This is a genomic window from Streptococcus sp. SR4, assembly GCF_000517725.1.
Taxonomy (GTDB): domain Bacteria; phylum Bacillota; class Bacilli; order Lactobacillales; family Streptococcaceae; genus Streptococcus; species Streptococcus salivarius_F.
This window is the reverse complement of the sequence record NZ_AZYW01000010.1, coordinates 1-19848: the sequence shown is the minus strand read 5'-3', so window position 1 is coordinate 19848 and position 19848 is coordinate 1. Positions and strand designations below refer to the sequence as shown.

Below are 19848 nucleotides of genomic sequence, written 5' to 3'. Positions count from 1 at the left end.
GCCTAAAACAAGGAAATAATGGATATGCAAAAGCATCTAAAGTGAATTTCTAATACCTTCGCTTTTGAGACTGACAGGATGTAATAGAATTTTACAGAATTTTTTGGATTATGCTAGCTTTTTCAAGGTTTTTTGGGTAGAATAGAGGGAGTAAATGGGTTTAACCCAAAATAAAAAGGAGACATAACTAATGGTAAAATTGGTTTTCGCTCGCCACGGTGAGTCTGAATGGAACAAAGCTAACCTTTTCACAGGTTGGGCTGACGTAGATCTTTCTGAAAAAGGTACTCAACAAGCTATCGACGCTGGTAAATTGATCAAAGAAGCTGGTATCGAATTTGATCAAGCATACACTTCAGTATTGAAACGTGCGATCAAAACAACTAACTTGGCTCTTGAAGCATCTGACCAACTTTGGGTTCCAGTTGAAAAATCATGGCGCTTGAACGAACGTCACTACGGTGGTTTGACTGGTAAAAACAAAGCAGAAGCTGCTGAACAATTTGGTGATGAGCAAGTTCACATCTGGCGTCGTTCATACGATGTTTTGCCTCCAGCAATGGATCGTGATGATGAGCACTCAGCACACACTGACCGTCGTTATGCTTCACTTGACGACTCAGTAATTCCAGATGCTGAAAACTTGAAAGTTACTTTGGAACGTGCCCTTCCATTCTGGGAAGATAAAATCGCTCCAGCACTTAAAGATGGTAAAAACGTATTCGTAGGTGCACACGGTAACTCAATCCGTGCCCTTGTTAAACACATCAAACAATTGTCAGACGACGAAATCATGGATGTTGAAATTCCAAACTTCCCACCATTGGTATTCGAATTTGACGAAAAATTGAACGTTGTTAACGAATACTACCTCGGAAAATAAGCTGAGATAAGTAGTTATCAATAATAAAGAAAAAGTTGGTTTAAGCCAGCTTTTTTCTTTTCCTGAAAAAAATTGTAAATAGTGGTCAGAAAAGTCAGTCAATTCAGTAATTTTTCCTTGACTTTCAAGTTGGAAAGATGTATCATATTAACCAAGATACATCGAAAGGAAATGAGTCAAATGACATTCGCAACTACAACTGTTTTGCTATTGCGTAATGAGGGCTAGTGCAAAAGCATTAGTCCTGTTTGGCTTACCAAGCGGGAGGTAAAAACATCTCGCTTGGGTTTCCGAGTGAGATGTTTTTTTACTACTATCGTTTTTACTTTTAGAAAGAGGATTGTCTATGCGTAAAGTTGAATTTTTTGATACAAGTCTTCGTGATGGGGAACAAACACCTGGTGTTAACTTTTCAATCAAAGAAAAAGTTGCCATTGCTAAGCAACTAGAAAAATGGGGAATTTCTGTAATTGAAGCTGGTTTCCCTGCAGCTAGCCCAGATTCATTTGAAGCAGTAAAACAAATTGCAGAAGCTATGACAACAACTTCTGTTACTGGCTTGGCTCGCTCAGTAAAATCTGATATTGATGCTTGTTATGAGGCTTTGAAAGATGCTAAGTATCCACAAATTCATGTCTTTATCGCAACAAGTCCGATTCATCGTGAGTTTAAATTGAAGAAATCAAAAGAAGAAATTCTTGAAGCTGTAAAAGAACATGTGTCATATGCACGTTCAAAATTTGAAGTTGTTGAGTTTTCTCCTGAAGATGCTACTCGTACTGAGCTTGATTTCTTGACTGAAGTTGTTCAAACAGCAGTTGATGCTGGTGCATCATATATTAATATTCCTGACACAGTAGGATTTACGACTCCAGAAGAGTTTGCACGTATTTTTGATCATTTGACTGAAAATATTAAATCAGACCATAAAGTTGTCTTTGGTGTTCACTGTCACGATGACCTCGGTATGGCAACTGCAAATACTTTGACAGCAATTAAACATGGTGCTGGACGTGTTCAGGGAACAGTCAATGGTATTGGTGAGCGTGCGGGTAATGTTGCTCTTGAAGAAGTAGCTGTTGCTTTGAAAATTCGTGAAGACTTCTTCCAAGCAACAAGTGATATTGTTCTTAATGAAACAATGAATACATCAGAGCTTGTTTCTCGCTTCTCAGGTATTCCAGTTCCTAAAAATAAAGCTGTTGTTGGTGGAAATGCTTTCTCTCATGAATCAGGTATCCACCAAGATGGTGTTCTTAAGAACCCACAAACTTATGAAATCTTCACACCAGAATTGGTAGGTGTGAAGAGTAACAGTCTTCCTCTTGGTAAATTGTCAGGACGTCATGCCTTTGTTGAAAAATTGAAAGAACTTGAGCTTGACTTTGTTGAAGAAGATATCAAACCACTCTTTGCCAAATTTAAAGTCTTGGCTGGGAAAAAACATGATATCACAGATGCAGACATTCGTGCACTTGTTGCTGGTACTAGTGTAGATAATCCAGAAGGTTTCCACTTCGAAGATCTTCGCTTGACTACTAATGCTGATGAAACAATCACTGCTACAGTAAGCTTGGCTAATGAAGACGGTGAATCTGTAGAATTTTTGGCCAATGGTCAAGGGTCAGTTGAAGCTATCTTCAATGCTATTGACAAATTCTTCAACCAAACAGTTCGCTTGACTTCTTATAATATTGACGCTGTAACTGATGGTATTGATGCGCAAGCGCGTGTACTTGTAACTGTTGAAAATGTAGATACAGATACTATTTTCAATGCATCTGGTTTGGACTTTGATGTCTTGAAAGCATCAGCAATTGCCTATATCAATGCTAATACATTGGTTCAAAAAGAAAATGCCGGTGAGATGGCACGTAAGGTTTCTTATCGTGACCTTCCATAAGCCAAAGAGGAGTTAAACATGACAAAGAAAATCGTAACACTTTCAGGTGATGGAATTGGACCTGAGATTATGGCAGCGGGTCTTGAAGTTCTTGAAAAAGTAGCTTCAAAAATTGGATTTGATTATGACATCGATGCCAAACCATTTGGTGGTGCTGGTATTGATGCTGAAGGTCATCCACTTCCTAAGTCAACTTTGGATGCTGCTAAATCAGCAGATGCTATCCTCTTGGCTGCAATTGGTGGACCAAAATATGACAATGCGCCAGTTCGTCCTGAACAAGGACTTTTGGCCATTCGTAAAGAGCTAAATCTCTTTGCTAATATCCGTCCTGTCCGCATCTTTGATGCTTTGAAACACTTGTCACCTCTTAAACCAGAGCGTATCGAGGGCGTAGATTTTGTCGTTGTTCGTGAGCTTACAGGTGGGATTTACTTTGGTGAGCATATTATCGAAGAAGATAAGGCTCGTGATATCAATGATTATTCAGCAGATGAGATTCGTCGTATCATGCGTCGTGCTTTCAAGATTGCCCAAGGTCGTGGCAAAAAGGTCACTAGCATTGATAAACAAAATGTTTTGGCAACTTCTAAATTGTGGCGTAAGATTGCTGATGAAGTTTCTTTGGAGTTTCCAGATGTAACTCTTGAACACCAACTCGTTGATAGTGCCGCAATGATTATGATTACCAACCCAGCTCGTTTTGATGTGGTTGTGACAGAAAATCTTTTTGGAGATATCTTGTCTGATGAATCAAGTGTCCTTCCAGGAACTTTAGGCGTTATGCCATCTGCCAGTCATTCTGAAAATGGTCCTAGTCTTTATGAACCTATCCATGGTTCAGCACCAGACATTGCCGGTCAAGGTATTGCCAACCCAATTTCAATGATTTTATCAGTAGCTATGATGTTGCGTGAAAGTTTCAATGAAACTGAAGGGGCTGAATTGATTGAAAATGCTGTTGATAAGACCTTGAACCAAGGCATCTTGACACGTGATTTGGGTGGTCAGGCTTCGACTGCTGAAATGACAGCAGCTATTATTAGCAATCTCTAAACTCATGACACTAAAACTAGTGTTACTCAGTGTTTTGTTGGTATGGAATCTCCTTGTTTTATGTGCTTATGGACTTGATAAAAGCAAGGCTATTCGACATAAGAGACGGATTTCTGAGAAGGCATTATTATTGCAGACTCTGATTTTCGGTGGTATTGGTGCTTTTCTAGGTGGAAAACTTTTTAGACATAAAATTAACAAATGGTATTTTAAGCTATGTTGGCTTATGGGAATTGTTATTGATGTCGTTATTTTATACCTTATTCTAACAAGACTTTCGGATTAGCTAATCCTTAGATTATATTTGGAGTATTTTATGAGCGGAAAATCAATTTTTGATAAACTTTGGGAACGCCACGTCGTTACTGGAAACGAGGGCGAACCACAATTGATGTATGTGGATCAGCATTATATTCACGAGGTTACAAGTCCACAGGCCTTTCAAGGACTTCGTGATGCTGGACGTAAAGTTCGTCGCCCAGATCTAACTTTTGGTACGACAGACCACAACGTTCCTACAGTTGATATTTTTAACATTCGTGACCTTATTTCTAAAAACCAAATTGATACTTTGGCGAAAAACGTCGAAGAATTTGGTATTGATGCGGCTACCCACGGTACTGCTCGTCAGGGGATTGTCCATATGGTTGGTCCTGAAACAGGTCGTAGTCAACCCGGAAAATTTGTAGTTTGTGGGGATAGTCATACGGCTACGCACGGTGCCTTTGGTGCCATTGCCTTTGGTATTGGTACATCTGAGGTGGAACATGTCTTTGCGACACAATGTTTGTGGCAAGTAAAACCTAAGAAAATGAAGGTTGAATTTGTTGGTAAACCACAGCCAGGTGTTTATTCAAAAGACTTTATTCTTGCACTTATTGCACGCTATGGCGTTGATGCTGGTGTAGGATACGCGGTTGAATATTGTGGTGAAGCTATTGATGCCCTTTCAATGGATGAACGCATGACTATCTGTAACATGTCTATTGAATTTGGTGCTAAGATGGGTCTTATGAATCCAGACCAAAAAACTTATGATTATGTTGAAGGGCGTCCTTGCGCACCTAAGGGTGAGAAGTTTGAAGAAGCAGTAGCTGACTGGAAAACCTTGGTCTCAGATCCAGATGCTGAATACGATAAAGTAATCACTATTGATGTTTCAGAATTGGCACCTATGGTTACATGGGGAACTAACCCTGAAATGGGTGTTGAGTTTGATCAACCATTCCCAGAAATCAAAGACTTTAATGATGAACGTGCTTACGAGTATATGGATGTTAAGCCTGGCGAATATGCTAAAGATATCGATCTTGGCTATGTCTTTATTGGTTCTTGTACTAACGCACGTCTTAGCGACCTTGAGTTAGCTGCTAAATTCGTTAAAGGAAAACATATCGCACCAACATTGACAGCTATTGTTGTTCCAGGTTCACGTCCAGTTAAGAAAGAAGCTGAACGTCTTGGTTTGGATAAAATTTTCTTGGATGCAGGATTTGAATGGCGTGATCCAGGTTGCTCAATGTGTCTTGGTATGAACCCAGACCATGTTCCAGAAGGCGTTCACTGTGCATCTACAAGTAACCGTAACTTTGAGGGACGTCAAGGATATGGAGCTCGTACTCACCTTTGTAGTCCAGCAATGGCAGCAGCTGCGGCAATCGCTGGTAAATTTGTAGATGTACGCTATATGCCAGAAGTTCAAGCATAAGGGAGAAGATAATGGAAAAATTTACCGTCTATACAGGGAAATCAGTACCTTTGATGAATGATAACATCGATACGGACCAACTCATTCCCAAACAATTCTTGAAAGCTGTTGATAAAAAAGGCTTCGGTAAGAATTTGATGTTTGAATGGCGTTATCTTAATGATGACTACGAAGAAAATCCTGATTTCGTCTTCAATAAACCTGAGTATCGCGATGCGACTATTTTGGTTACTGGTGATAACTTTGGTTCAGGATCATCTCGTGAACACGCTGCGTGGGCATTGGAAGACTATGGTTTCCGCTGTGTTATCGCTGGATCATTTTCAGATATCCACTATAACAACGAATTGAAGAATGGTATGTTGCCAATCGTTCAACCCTTGGAAGTACGTCAAAAATTGGCTGCTCTTCCTGCAGGTGAGGAAATCACGATTGACCTTCCAAACCAAGTCATTAAATCTTCAGCAGGAGAGTTTCCATTTGATATCGATCATGAGTGGAAACGTAAATTGGTTGAAGGGCTTGATGATATTGGAATCACTCTTCAATATGAAGATTTGATTGCTGCCTATGAAAAACAACGCCCATCATATTGGCAATAAGGGACTAAGTTGTTTTTCTAAACTTTGATATTCAATCTTGCTATCAAAAGCAATGATGTGTTAGTAAAAAAATAATGATCACTTAAAAGAATGGGATAAGGACAATGTCTAAAATGTTGTTCTATCTCATTCTTTTTGTTTGAAACAGTTAATATGGTAGAGGCGTTTTTACTAGTAGCGTATGCTATAATAGAAAGATAGAAAGGAGGCCTTCATGTTTGCACAATTGGATACAAAATCCGTCTATAGTTTCATGGATAGTGTCGTAGATTTGAACAGCTACGTTGCGCGTGCCAAAGAGCTTGGCTATCAAGCCCTTGGTTTGATGGATCGTGACAATCTCTATGCTGCTTATCATTTTGCCCAGCTTGCAAGTAGAAACGGTTTACGTCCTTTGATTGGTATGGAAGCTAATCTATTTTACGAGGGAAGAAAAATTCCTTTTCGCCTGTTAGCTAAAAATAATCAGGGCTATAAAAATTTGATGAAGTTGGCAACAGAGCTCTCCTCAGGACAGCGTGAATTTACAGCTTTTTCGGACTATCTAAATGCTATTGCTCTCATCCTTCCGAGTGAAGACTGGGAGCCAGGGATGACTCTTGGTTCAGAGGTTTTCATTGGGGTAAGGCCAGAAGATGCGGGTAAAGAGTTTGATTATCCTGTAGTTCCCTTACATACAGTGCGTTACTTTGAGAATTCAGACCGCTCGACGATTCAGATGTTGCATGCCATCTCGCAAAACGTTTCCTTGTCAGAGGCCTCTATTTGTCCTATGAATCAGCTTCTTTTCTCGCCTCAAGAAATCGAAAGTGCGTATAGTGATATTCCAGAGGCTTTGAACAATTTGGGGCAACTTGTTTCAGACATTACTTATCAATTTGATACGGATTTGAAGCTTCCACGTTTTAATCGAGATATGCCTGCTGTTGACCAATTACGTCAATTAGCTCAATCTGGATTGGAGTCTAAAAAGTTAACATCACCAGTTTATCAGGAACGTTTAGACAAAGAATTGTCTATCATTCATCAGATGGGCTTTGATGATTATTTCTTGATTGTCTGGGACTTGTTACGCTTTGGGCGTAGCCGTGGTTATTATATGGGAATGGGACGTGGATCTGCTGCAGGAAGCTTGGTGGCCTATGTTCTTGACATTACTGGAATTGATCCCGTTAAAAATGACTTGCTTTTCGAGCGTTTCCTAAATGAAGAGCGTTATAGCATGCCTGATATTGATATCGACTTGCCTGATATCTATCGAAGCGAGTTTCTTCATTATGTTAGGGACCGTTATGGTAGTAAGCACTCTGCTCAGATTGTTACCTTTTCAACCTTTGGAGCCAAGCAGGCTATTCGAGATGTTTTTAAACGTTTTGGTGCTAAGGAATTTGAACTGTCCCAACTAAGTAAAAAGATTTCTTTTCGTGATAACTTGACCTCTGTCTATGAGAAGAATATGTCATTCAGACAGCTGATTAATCAGAGACAGGAATTTCAGAGGGCATTTGAAATTGCTAAGGCTATTGAAGGCCAGCCAAGACAAACCTCAATTCATGCTGCCGGTATAGTGATGAGTGATGATGACCTGACTAATCATATTCCTCTAAAAGCTGGTGAGGATATGATGGTTACTCAGTACGATGCCTCCGCAGTTGAGGCCAATGGCTTGCTTAAGATGGATTTCTTGGGTCTCCGTAATTTGACCTTTGTTCAAAAAATGAAAGAGAAGCTAGAAGAAGAGCAGGGCATCACTATTGATATCAAATCCATTGACTTGGAAGATCCACAGACCCTAGCACTTTTTGCCAGTGGTAAGACAAAGGGAATTTTTCAGTTTGAGCAGGCAGGTGCCATAAACCTCCTTAAACGAATTAAACCTGCTAAGTTCGAAGAAGTCGTAGCGACAACCTCACTTAACCGTCCTGGAGCCAGCGATTATACAGATAATTTCATTGCTCGTAAGTATGGTAAGGAAAAAGTAGATCTCATTGATCCAGTAGTTGCACCAATCCTTGAGCCTACTTATGGCATCATGCTCTATCAGGAGCAGGTTATGCAGATTGCCCAAGTATTTGCGGGCTTTACACTTGGAAAAGCCGATTTGCTTCGTCGAGCGATGTCTAAAAAAGATGCCAATGAAATGTCCAAGATGTCCGAACAATTCATGGAAGGAAGTCGTCAGTTAGGACGTGACCCACAGATTGCTGAAAGACTCTTTAGTATGATGGCTAAGTTTGCGGGTTATGGCTTTAATAGAAGTCATGCCTATGCCTACTCAGCTTTGGCCTTTCAGTTAGCCTATTTCAAAACGCACTACCCACAGATATTCTATGACGTTATGTTGAATTATTCGTCTAGTGATTACATTAAGGATGCAATTGAAAATGGCTTCTCCCTAGCTAGACTCGATATTAATAGGATTCCCTATCTGGACAAGATTTCAGATGGCAAGATCGTATTAGGCCTTAAGACTATCAAAGGCTTGCCAAGAGATTTTTCCCTTTGGATTATTGAGGATCGCAAACAAAATGGCAAATACATTTCTATAGAAGACTTTTTGACACGTATTCCTAGTAAATATCAGAAAGTCGATATTTTGACACCTCTTATTCAAATTGGTTTGTTTGATATTTTTGAACCAAACCGTCAGAAAATCATTGGCAATTTAAACAACCTCTTTACTTTTGTCAATGAGTTAGGAAGTTTGTTTGCAGAGTCCTCTTATTCTTGGGTTGATTATGAAGACTATAGCCAGACGGATCGTTATAATTTAGAACAGGAGTTACTAGGAGTTGGGCTTAGTCCTCATCCTTTACACCTAGCTCAAAAAATGGCCTCTCGTCCCTATCAACCAATTTCTGATTTGACGGTTAATACTAAGGCGACGGTTTTGGTTCAGCTAGAGTCCGTTCGAATTATCAGAACTAAAAAAGGTGATCAGATGGCCTTTCTGAACGTAACTGATGGGATCAATAAACTTGATGTTACTCTATTCCCAGAAACTTATTTCTATCATAAGGATAAATTAAGTGAAGGTGGTCTCTTTTATCTTGATGGGCGGACCCAGGAGCGTGATGGACGCATTCAGTTAATTTTGTCCAACATGGAGGAAGCTAGTACGGAGCGTTTCTGGATTTTACTTGAGAATCATGATCAGGACTTAGACGTTTCTCAAATCTTAGCTAAGTATCCTGGAAACATCCCTGTAATTATTCGTTATCAAGGAAGTAAGGAAACCATCGTTAGTCAAAGATATAGAGTATCCAAGAACGAGGAACTTAATCAGGAATTAGCACCTTATGTGTTGAAAACGGTTTTACGATAAAAAAAAACAATAAATCTTTTCAAATTTAAAGCCATTTAGAATTCTTTATGTTATAATGAAAATGTTAAATATATAAAAGGAGTATCAGGAATAATGAAACGTATTGCTGTTTTGACTAGTGGTGGAGATGCCCCTGGTATGAACGCTGCCGCTCGCGCAGTTGTTCTCAAAGCAATTTCTGAAGGAATTGAAGTATTCGGCATTAACCGTGGATACGCTGGTATGGTTGAAGGAGATATCTTCCAACTTGATGCCAAAGGCGTAGACAACATCCTCAGCCGTGGTGGTACTTTCCTTCAGTCTGCTCGCTATCCTGAGTTTGCCCAACTTGAGGGTCAACTTAAAGGTATTGAGCAACTAAAAAAACATGGAATCGAAGGTGTAGTAGTTATTGGTGGAGATGGTTCTTACCATGGTGCTATGCGTTTGACTGAACATGGTTTCCCAGCTGTTGGTCTTCCAGGAACTATCGATAACGATATCGTTGGTACAGACTATACAATTGGTTTTGATACTGCTGTTGCAACTGCAACAGAAGCTATCGATAAAATTCAAGACACTGCTTTCAGTCACGGACGTACTTTTGTCGTTGAAGTTATGGGACGTCACGCTGGTGATATCGCTCTTTGGGCTGGTATCGCTTCTGGTGCAGACCAAATTATCGTACCTGAAGAAGAGTACGACATCAACGAAGTTGTCCGTAAAGTTAAAGAAGGTTACGAATCAGGTGTTAAAACTCACCACGTAATCGTACTTGCTGAAGGTGTTATGGGTGCTGAAGAATTTGCAGCTAAAATGAAAGAAGCTGGAGATACTTCAGATCTTCGTGCAACAAACATTGGACACGTGGTTCGTGGTGGTTCGCCAACTGCGCGTGACCGTGTTCTTGCTTCATGGATGGGTGCACATGCGGTTGACCTCCTTAAACAAGGTATTGGTGGTGTAGCTGTTGGTATCCACAATGAAGAGCTTGTTGAAAGCCCAATCCTTGGTACAGCAGAAGAAGGCGCTTTGTTCAGTCTTACTGAAGACGGTAAAATTATCGTTAACAATCCACACAAAGCTCGTCTTGACTTTGCAGACCTTAACCGTTCATTGTCTAACTTGAGCTAATCTCAGTTACTCAAATTATTGTTAATCCGTCGCTAAGGCGACAAAAAATATAAGGGAGTTTTTATTTATCATGAATAAACGTGTAAAAATCGTTGCAACACTTGGTCCTGCGGTTGAAATCCGTGGCGGCAAAAAATTTGGTGAAGATGGTTACTGGGGTGAAAAACTTGACCGTGAAGCATCTGCTAAAAACATTGCTCAATTGATCAAGGAAGGTGCCAACGTTTTCCGTTTCAACTTCTCACATGGTGACCACGCTGAACAAGGTGAACGTATGGATGTCGTTCGTATGGCAGAAGACCTTGCTGGTCAAAAAGTAGGTTTCCTTCTTGATACAAAAGGACCTGAAATGCGTACTGAATTGTTCGAAGGTGATGCTAAAGAGTATGCATACAAAACTGGTGAACAAATTCGTGTTGCTACTAAACAAGGTATCAAATCAACTCGCGACGTTATCGCTTTGAACGTTGCAGGTGCACTTGACGTTTTTGACGATGTAGAAGTTGGTAAACAAGTTCTTATCGATGATGGTAAACTTGGTCTTCGTGTTGTAGACAAAGATGCTGAAAAACGTGAATTCATCGTTGAAGTTGAAAATGATGGTATCATCGCTAAACAAAAAGGTGTAAACATCCCTTACACTAAAATTCCTTTCCCAGCACTTGCTGAACGTGATAACGCTGATATCCGTTTTGGTCTTGAACAAGGTCTTAACTTTATCGCTATCTCATTCGTACGTACTGCAAAAGACGTACAAGAAGTTCGTGCTATCTGTGAAGAAACTGGTAACGGTCATGTTCAATTGTTGGCTAAAATCGAAAACCAACAAGGTATCGATAACATCGATGAAATCATCGAAGCTGCTGACGGTATCATGATCGCTCGTGGTGACATGGGTATCGAAGTACCATTCGAAATGGTTCCAGTTTACCAAAAAATGATCATCACTAAAGTAAACGCTGCTGGTAAAGTTGTTGTTACAGCTACTAACATGCTTGAAACAATGACAGAAAAACCACGTGCAACTCGTTCTGAAGTATCTGACGTATTTAACGCAGTTATCGATGGTACAGATGCTACAATGCTTTCTGGTGAGTCTGCAAATGGTAAATACCCAGTTGAATCAGTTCGTACAATGGCTACAATTGATAAAAACGCTCAAACTCTTCTTAAAGAGTATGGTCGTCTTGATTCATCAACATTTGACCGTTCAACTAAGACTGAAGTAGTTGCGTCTGCAGTTAAAGATGCTACTAACTCAATGGATATCAAACTTGTTGTTGCTCTTACTGAATCAGGTAACACTGCTCGTTTGATTTCTAAATACCGTCCAGAAGCTGATATCTTGGCTGTAACATTCGATGAAATTACTCAAAAATCATTGATGCTTAACTGGGGTGTTATTCCGGTAGTTACTGAAAAACCAAGCTCAACTGATGATATGTTTGATGTTGCTGAAAAAGTTGCATTGGAATCAGGTCTTGTAGAATCTGGTGACAACATTGTTATCGTTGCTGGTGTTCCAGTAGGTACAGGTGGTACAAACACTATGCGTATCCGCACAGTAAAATAATTTAAGTATAACTTAAATAGAAAGAAGATCCTTGGGATCTTCTTTTTTTGCTCTATAATCTTTTTAGTGGTTTAGCTATTGAAGTGATTATAGAGTTTTTTTCATAGGTAGGTAAATTAATCGGATAATAATAAGAAATGAAGAAGTGGCGAATTAATATTTATTACATTTGGCATTTTAAACAGATTTTGTCCTAAATGTCTTACAAAACGAGAATCTGTGTCATAGGCCTAGAAGATTTTAGAGAAGAGGGAAATTATCTTTTCTAAGAGTTTTGTTTTTCTTGAAAACTACGAGTTACAGAAAGGCGTTAAATAGGCTTTTAAACTATAGTTAGGTCAATTGTAAACGTTATTTTTTTAGATAGACTTCTTAAATAACTATCAATTTATATTTAAATAATGACTTACTAATTTAAAATATCTAATGAATTGTTAATTCTGAAAATCGATTTTTTGAAAAAAATGAAATCATAAGTTTCTTTTTACTGACAATTCTAAAAATAAATAATTATAAAACCTTTCATTAAAATACTTATAATTAAGTAATATATATACAATTATTTTGTTTTTTACTTGATTTTATTTAAGTAAATTTTTTAAAATATTTGAAAATATGAGCAAAACTTTTCACAAATATTAGGAATTTTGTTAGAATGTTTAACGATTAGTATTTTTAAATACTTTTAATCTCATTGAGGGGTGAGATACCTAATTGTTTAAGTGTGGAGGATTACCAAAGTGGGTAAAGATTTATTTAATGATCGTATAAGTCGATTTTCGATTCGTAAGTTGAATGTAGGCGTTTGTTCGGTCTTGCTTGGAACACTTGTTATGGTTGGTACTGCTAGTCAAGTATCTGCCGATGAAACAGCTAACCAAGTGCAAGCAGGAGATGTAACAAGCACTACTGCAACAGTGAGTGAAGAGTCATCTTCACAGACTGCTGTTGCTGCTCAAGCTTCAACGGAAGTCGCAAATATTTTATCTAGTACTGAGACTAATAGTCAGTCTCAAACTGTTTCAAATGCTAGCTTAGCTAATTCTGAAACGTCGACAACACAAGCTTCTAGTGAAACAACATCTCAAGCAGCTTCGTCAACGTCAGCAAGTACGGCAGCATCTACCACTAGTGTTGCTAGTTCTACAAGTGTAGACAATACTGCGGGAGTTTCAACGACAGCATCTGTTACATCAGCATCTTCTGAGACACCTGCTTCAGAAACAGCATCTGAAGCACAAGGTGTGGACGTTCAAGCAGAAGCTTCTACAACGAATGCTCTTTCAAGTGGTGCCGAAGCGTCTGCTGTAGAGCAACCTGTTGTAACAGCAGAAACTTCTGGTCGACGTCGTACACGTCGTGCATTAGGTGATCCTAATGACGAAAGCTTGATTGGGGATGATGTTGAAGATGCAACTTCAACTCCAAAAGTTGAAAAACCAGGCTTTACAACAAATGTTGATGCCAAATCTATGGCTAGCCAAATCTCATGGTTGGACTTTGGAGATGTAGCTAACTGGACAGGAACTACTACAGTACTAGTTCCTAAAAGTGAAGTTAAACCAACTGAGAACTTAGAAGAAAAATTGGCTCTTCAAGTTGGGTCTACCTATACCAAGGAAATTATGCCTGGTTATGTAGTTACTGTAAAAGTCAAATCCTTGAAACCTTTCCAAGCGACTGAAATCTATAAGAAACGGATGGAAAATCAAGGGGCTACAGAAGCTGAAAAAGCAACCTATGATCCAAATGCAAAAAATGGTTATGTAAGTGGAGTCACTTCAAATGCTGCTAGGCAAGCTTTTAACAATGGTGAAGAGGCCAAAATCGTCGCTGATGCCCAAAATAATTGGACTGAAATCAGATTTGAGAATATTGATACGAAAACCAAGAAGACTACCATAAGTTCAGCTTTGAATGGTGGAAATATTGGAGTTCAGTTTGAAATCTCTGCAACCTTCCGTGGTAAGACAGTTAAGCCAGCTATTGTTATGGCTGATGGGGAGTCTGCTAACCCAGGTGAATTAGTTATGTTTACTACCAATGGAGAAGGTTGGCAGCATATTGGAGAATGGAAAAAGTTTACCAGACCAACTACTTCTGTAACATATTCACCACAAGATACTGAAAATCTTTTTGGACCTAATCCTAAATTTAATAATACCAACTTAAACCAACTTCGTAGATCTACTCAAGTTGGACCAGAAAAGAAACCAGTAGCTTGGAAGTATTTTGGAAATCCTGACAAAGTTACAGGTGGTCTAGGAACCGGTATCTTTGGACCAAACATTTCTGAAGGTAATTATACTGTTCCAATCGTTATGACGCGTGGTGCCTCTGAAGTTGGACTTTATGTCGCTTCAGGTGGTAAACAGTCAGCAATGCTAGGATTCTTCCCAATTGATGAAGGGGACGCTCCTGAGTCATACGGAAAAGCTATGCATACCATTGCAACTGTAGATGGTATAACTGGTGCTAAAGTAAATCAACCATATATTGGTAATGTGAGCCCAGATATGGATGAGAATACTGTTCTTGACTGGTTCGGTGATGATAAGGCAACTACGGCCGATGAAGGAATTGACCAATTGCTTCCAGATGAGCTTAAAGGTACAACCAATGAGATGATCAAGATGGATCGTACACGCCCAGGTAACTACAAGCTGTCAATAGAAGCCCATACAGATGGAGCTTCAGAAGCTTATATCTACGGTTGGATAGACTTTAACCAAAATGGTACCTTTGATGAAGATGAACGCTCTGATCTTGCAAGAATCACAAATGACGGTACAGTTGAGTTGACTTTTGCAAATAGCAAGACTTATATCGACCCTAGCGTTAAAGAACTAGGTGCTCGTGTTCGTATTGCCAAGAAAGCTAACGAGATTGAGAGCCCAACTGGTATGGCCCTCTCAGGGGAAGTGGAAGACTTCAGAACTCAAATTACGCACCCACCAAAAGGGGAATTCAAGGAAACAAGTGGTCCTCAAGGGGCGAAGCAAACTGCAACTGTAACCTTTACAGCACGTGGAGAACACAAGTATGAGCTTAATTCTAGTGCCGTTATTGACGAAACGGTAGAACCATACATCGTTGATAAAGATGGCAACCGTGCTACTCTTGATGGGGACGGTTACTATGTCGTTCCAGGACAAGGTAAGTACAAGATTACTGCCAACGGTAAAGATGTCGATGTTGAATTTATTCCTGAAGATAACTTCCTTGGAACAGCTGATGGTATTTCTATCCGTCGTTCAGATAACAACGGTTATGATACTGGTTGGTCAACAAAATTCCCAGATCAAGAAGCAAACATTAATGGTCAGTTGAATACCATGGATGGTCAATACGTTCCAACAGTCACTCCAATTGAAATCGAAGGAGTTGACAAAACTTCGACGGATGTTCAAGGGGCGACTCAAAAAGAAACTCCGACCTTTAACACAACTGAGACTAACTCAAATGGTGACAAGATTGCAATCACTCCAAGTGCAGAATATCCTGCTAAGTTGGTGGATCCTGCCACAGGTCTCACTACTGATGCGCCATCTGTAACAGTTGAAGGGGAAGGAACTTATACGATTAATCCTTCAACGGGTGAAGTAACCTTCACTCCAGATCCAAGCTTTACTGGTACAGCAAAAGGTGTGGAAGTTACATTGTCAGCGCCAGTTGGTAGAAACAAAGATGGTAAGATCCAACAGGATTACATCAAGACTGCAACAGCTAAGTACACACCAACAGTCACACCAATCACAGTGACTCCTACAGACAAGGTTTCTGCGGATGTTCAAAACGTTCCTCAAACCCAAACACCAACCTTTGATTTGAGTAATGATAAGACTGCTGAAATCACAAGCAAGAAATTGGTGGATCCAGCAACTGGTCAACCAACTGATGAAACAACTGTAACAGTAGCAGGAGAAGGTAGCTATACTATCGACCCAACGACTGGAGCAGTAACATTTACGCCAGAAAAAGACTTTGTTGGTACTGCAAAAGGAGTAACTGTTCAGGCAACAGCTACTATTACAAATGCTAACGGTAAGACTGCAACCATTACTTCAGATGCGACCTACACACCAACTGTTGTAGCTGCTGTTCCAACAGCTCAACCAGCTACATCTAAAGATGTTCAAGGTGCAACGCAAACAGGGACACCAACCTTTGCAGGAACTACTGTCCAAGTAAACGGTGAAGATAAAGCTATTACAATCAAAGATAATAGCTACACGCTTTTGGATAATGATGGCAATGAAGTGACAAGTACACCAGCTTATGCTGCTGATGGTACAACTGAAATCGGTACTTACTCTATCGATTCAGCTACTGGTCAAGTCACTTTCACACCGACTGATAAATCATACACAGGTGTGGTAACTCCAGCCAAGGTTCAAGCGGAAAGTTCAAACGGTATCAAGGTGGATACAACATACACACCTGAAATCGTTCCAGTAACACCGACAGCAACACCAGCTGAAACAGAAGATATCCAAGGTGCAACGCAAACTGGTAAACCTGAATTTAAGGGCGGAACTGTAACAGTAGATGGCGTTGAGAAAACAGTAGCGATTAATGAAGCTGTTCCAGCGACCTTCGATGATGGTTCAACGACTAAGACAGTAGACGGCGTTGGTACTTACACAGTAGCAGCAGACGGAACAGTTACATTCGTACCTGAAAAATCATTCGTTGGAACTGCACCAGCAGTGACGGTTGTTCGTGAAGATAAGAACGGAACCAAAGCCTCTGCAACTTATACACCAACTGTGACTCCAGTAACTCCAACGGCAACACCAGTTGAAACTACAGATATCCAAGGTGCTACACAAACTGGTAAACCTGTATTTACTGAGGGTAATAGCCGTGTGCCGATGAATGATGATGTTGCTGCAACATTTGACGATGGCTCAACGACTAAGACTGTTGACGGCGTTGGTACTTACACAGTGGCAGCAGACGGAACCGTAACCTTCGTTCCTGAGAAATCATTTACTGGAACAGCACCAGCAGTGACGGTTGTTCGTGAAGACATGAACGGTACTAAAGCTTCTGCGACATATACACCAACAGTAACCCCAGTAACACCGACTGCAGAAGATACAACATCTACAGGTAAACAAGGACAAACCCAAACAGGTAAGCCTAAATTTACTGAAGGCAACAGCCGTGTGCCAATGAATGATGACGTTCCAGCTACTTTTGATGATGGTTCAACTACCAAGACAGTCGATGGCGTTGGTACTTACACGGTGGCTTCAGACGGTACAGTTACATTCGTCCCTGAAAAATCATTCACAGGTAAAGCACCAGCCGTAACAGTTGTTCGTGAAGATAAGAACGGAACAAAAGCTTCTGCAACTTACACACCAACTGTAACTCCAGTAACTCCAACTGCAACACCTGCTGAATCTACTGGACCTCAAGGTTTGGTTCAAACAGGTACAGTAACCTTCACTGAAGGTGATGAAGTAGCACCAATCGACAAGGATACCATTACTCTTCTTGATGAAAATGGTCAACCAGCAACATCTGTAGTTGCTAAGTCACCAGAAGGTAAAGAAATTGGTACCTTCACCGTTGATAAAGATACAGGTGTTGTGACCTTCACACCAACGGATAAATCTTATTCCGGCGATGTTGTCCCAGTTAAGGTTCAAGCTGCGGATACTAACGGTACAACAGTAGAAACAACTTACACACCTAAGATTACTCCAGTTGTTCCAACATCTGAAGATGCTACATCAACTGATATCCAAGGTCAAACTCAAACAGGTAAACCAACCTTCACGGAAGGCAATCCAAATGTTCCAATTGATGAGGATACACCAGCTACCTTCGAAGATGGTTCAACGACTAAGACAGTAGATGGAGAAGGTACATACACTGTTTCTCCAGATGGAACCGTAACTTTCGTCCCAGAAAAATCATTCACTGGAACTGCTTCAGGCGTAACAGTGAAACGTGTTGATAAGAACGGTACTGAAATCACAGCTAAATACACACCAACTGTGACACCAGTAACCCCAACAGCTGCACCAGCTGAATCAACAGACATCCAAGGGGCAACCCAAACAGGCAAACCTGAATTCACTGAAGGCGATAGCCGTGTGCCTATGAACGACGCTGTTCCAGCAACATTTGATGATGGATCAACTACGAAGACTGTAGATGGTGTTGGTACTTACACAGTGGCAGCAGACGGTACAGTAACCTTTGTACCAGAAAAATCATTTGTTGGAACTGCACCTGCTGTAACTGTTGTTCGTGAAGATAAGAACGGAACCAAAGCTTCTGCGACTTACACACCAACAGTTACACCGGTAACACCAACTGCGACACCAGCTGAAACAACAGGTGTTCAAGGTGCAACCCAATCTGGCAAACCAACCTTCACTGAAGGTAATAACCGTGTACCAATGAATGATGACGTTCCAGCAACCTTCGATGATGGATCTACTTCTAAGACTGTTGATGGCGTTGGTACTTATACAGTAGCTGCAGACGGAACTGTAACATTTGTTCCAGAACCAAGCTTTACTGGTACTGCACCAGCTGTAACAGTAGTTCGTGAAGATAAGAACGGAACTAAAGCATCTGCAACTTACACACCAACTGTTAATCCAGTCACTCTTACTCCAACAAATAAAGTTTCTGAAGACATTCAAAATATTCCTCAAACTGAAACTCCAACATTTGCTTTGAGTGATGATGAGACTGCTCAAATTACAAGTAAGAAATTGATTGACCCTGCAACAGGTCAACCAACAGATGAAACAACTGTAACAGTAGCAGGTGAAGGTACTTACACAATCGATCCTACTACCGGAGCAGTAACCTTTACTCCTGAAAAAGACTTTGTCGGAACTGCAACTGGCGTGAAAATTCAAGCAATAGCGACGATTACAAATGAAGATGGTAAGACTTCAACCATCACTTCAGATGCAAGTTACACACCAACAGTTGTAGCAGCTGTTCCAACAGCTAAACCAGCTACATCTAAAGATATCCAAGGTGCGACACAAACTGGAACACCAACCTTTGAAGGTGCAACTGTTCAAGTAAATGGTCAAGATAAAGCTATTACAATAAAAGATAATAGCTACACACTTTTGGACAAAGATGGAAATGAAGTGGCGACTACGCCAGCCTATGCTGAAGATGGTACAACTAAAATCGGTACGTACTCAATTGATCCAGCAACTGGACAAGTAACCTTCACACCAACTGACAAATCTTATACAGGTAAAGTAACGCCTGTTAAGGTTCAAGCTGAAAGCTCAAACGGCATCAAGGTGGATACAACCTACACACCTGAAATTGTTCCAGTAACTCCAACAGCTACACCAGCTGAAACAACGGATATTCAAGGTGCTACTCAAACAGGTAAACCTGAATTCAAGGGTGGAACAGTAACAGTTGATGGCGTTGAGAAAACAGTAGCTATCAATGAAAACGTTCCAGCAACGTTTGACGATGGCTCAACGACTAAGACTGTTGACGGCGTTGGTACTTACACAGTGGCAGCAGACGGAACCGTAACTTTCGTCCCAGAGAAATCATTTACTGGAACAGCACCAGCTGTAACTGTTGTTCGTGAAGATAAGAACGGAACCAAAGCTTCAGCGACTTACACACCAACTGTGACACCAGTAACACCGACTGCGGAAGATACAACATCTACT

The 19848-nt window shown here is 40.4% G+C and carries 10 protein-coding genes; all 10 read left to right on the top strand.

Going from position 1 to position 19848, the window contains the following annotated elements:
* Positions 1-190: 190 nt before the first annotated feature.
* Complete coding sequence (locus tag HMPREF1519_RS01580) at positions 191-883, top strand: phosphoglycerate mutase (protein WP_002884137.1); 693 nt, start codon at positions 191-193, stop codon at positions 881-883.
* 346 nt (positions 884-1229) lie between these two features.
* Positions 1230-2786 (top strand): 2-isopropylmalate synthase, encoded by a 1557-nt coding sequence (locus tag HMPREF1519_RS01575; RefSeq protein ID WP_004182645.1) that lies wholly within the window; start codon positions 1230-1232, stop codon positions 2784-2786.
* A gap of 18 nt (positions 2787-2804) precedes the next feature.
* Positions 2805-3842 (top strand): 3-isopropylmalate dehydrogenase, encoded by a 1038-nt coding sequence (leuB, locus tag HMPREF1519_RS01570; RefSeq protein WP_037610968.1) that lies wholly within the window; start codon positions 2805-2807, stop codon positions 3840-3842.
* A gap of 4 nt (positions 3843-3846) precedes the next feature.
* A complete protein-coding gene (locus tag HMPREF1519_RS01565) occupies positions 3847-4128 on the top strand; it encodes a DUF1294 domain-containing protein (protein ID WP_022496500.1) in 282 nt (93 codons plus the stop codon).
* A gap of 30 nt (positions 4129-4158) precedes the next feature.
* A complete protein-coding gene (leuC, locus tag HMPREF1519_RS01560) occupies positions 4159-5550 on the top strand; it encodes a 3-isopropylmalate dehydratase large subunit (RefSeq protein WP_022496499.1) in 1392 nt (463 codons plus the stop codon).
* Positions 5551-5561: 11 nt separating this feature from the next.
* The gene (gene leuD / locus HMPREF1519_RS01555; protein ID WP_002884116.1) at positions 5562-6152 is read left to right on the top strand and encodes a 3-isopropylmalate dehydratase small subunit; all 591 of its coding nucleotides are present in this window, start codon (positions 5562-5564) and stop codon (positions 6150-6152) included.
* Between the two features lie 214 nt (positions 6153-6366).
* Complete coding sequence (locus HMPREF1519_RS01550) at positions 6367-9477, top strand: DNA polymerase III subunit alpha (protein WP_022496498.1); 3111 nt, start codon at positions 6367-6369, stop codon at positions 9475-9477.
* A 93-nt stretch (positions 9478-9570) separates the two neighbouring features.
* Entirely contained in the window at positions 9571-10590 is a 1020-nt protein-coding gene (gene pfkA, locus HMPREF1519_RS01545) for a 6-phosphofructokinase (protein WP_022496497.1), read from the top strand.
* Between the two features lie 70 nt (positions 10591-10660).
* Positions 10661-12163 carry a pyruvate kinase gene (pyk, locus tag HMPREF1519_RS01540; RefSeq protein ID WP_022496496.1) on the top strand — a complete coding sequence of 501 codons (1503 nt, stop codon included), beginning with the start codon at positions 10661-10663 and terminating at the stop codon, positions 12161-12163.
* Between the two features lie 740 nt (positions 12164-12903).
* Positions 12904-19848 (top strand): CshA/CshB family fibrillar adhesin-related protein (locus HMPREF1519_RS01535; RefSeq protein WP_051413948.1); only part of this gene is annotated, 6945 nt, incomplete at its 3' end.

Coding starts and splice junctions, on each gene's coding strand:
- pfkA (WP_022496497.1), top strand. CDS start 9,571: ATGAAACGTATTGCTGTTTTGACTAGTGGTGGAGATGCCCCTGGTATG.
- HMPREF1519_RS01575 (WP_004182645.1), top strand. CDS start 1,230: ATGCGTAAAGTTGAATTTTTTGATACAAGTCTTCGTGATGGGGAACAA.
- HMPREF1519_RS01550 (WP_022496498.1), top strand. CDS start 6,367: ATGTTTGCACAATTGGATACAAAATCCGTCTATAGTTTCATGGATAGT.
- leuB (WP_037610968.1), top strand. CDS start 2,805: ATGACAAAGAAAATCGTAACACTTTCAGGTGATGGAATTGGACCTGAG.
- leuD (WP_002884116.1), top strand. CDS start 5,562: ATGGAAAAATTTACCGTCTATACAGGGAAATCAGTACCTTTGATGAAT.
- HMPREF1519_RS01580 (WP_002884137.1), top strand. CDS start 191: ATGGTAAAATTGGTTTTCGCTCGCCACGGTGAGTCTGAATGGAACAAA.
- pyk (WP_022496496.1), top strand. CDS start 10,661: ATGAATAAACGTGTAAAAATCGTTGCAACACTTGGTCCTGCGGTTGAA.
- HMPREF1519_RS01565 (WP_022496500.1), top strand. CDS start 3,847: ATGACACTAAAACTAGTGTTACTCAGTGTTTTGTTGGTATGGAATCTC.
- leuC (WP_022496499.1), top strand. CDS start 4,159: ATGAGCGGAAAATCAATTTTTGATAAACTTTGGGAACGCCACGTCGTT.